We start from the raw sequence: 254 nt of genomic DNA, 5'->3' as shown, positions 1-254 counted from the left end.
GATGCGGTGCGGGCGGGTGAGCGTGCGGGTGTGGATCGGTGGTTGGAGGTTGGCCCGGACGCGGTGTTAGCCGCGTTACTGCCCGGCTGTTTGACTGCTGACCCGACGGTTATCGCCGCCACCGGCCGCCGCCCCCGACCCCAACCCACCGCCGAACCCACCACCACCGACCAGCACGATCGCGATGAGGTGGTCACTCTTCTCACTGCGGTTGCCCGGTTGTTCGTGACTGGGACCCCGATCGCGTGGGATGC

General features: G+C 68.5%; 1 protein-coding gene. It reads left to right on the top strand.

Features of this window, described 5'->3' with window-relative positions; genetic code table 11:
- Positions 1-30: 30 nt before the first annotated feature.
- Positions 31-254 (top strand): hypothetical protein (locus ACPXBU_RS34910; protein ID WP_425761412.1); only part of this gene is annotated, 224 nt, incomplete at its 3' end.

It is taken from the genome of Micromonospora sp. DT231 (genome assembly GCF_049847025.1).
Taxonomy (GTDB): Bacteria; Actinomycetota; Actinomycetes; order Mycobacteriales; family Micromonosporaceae; genus Micromonospora.
The sequence above is the reverse complement of the archived record's forward strand: the minus strand, read 5'-3'. Positions and strand labels throughout refer to the sequence as shown.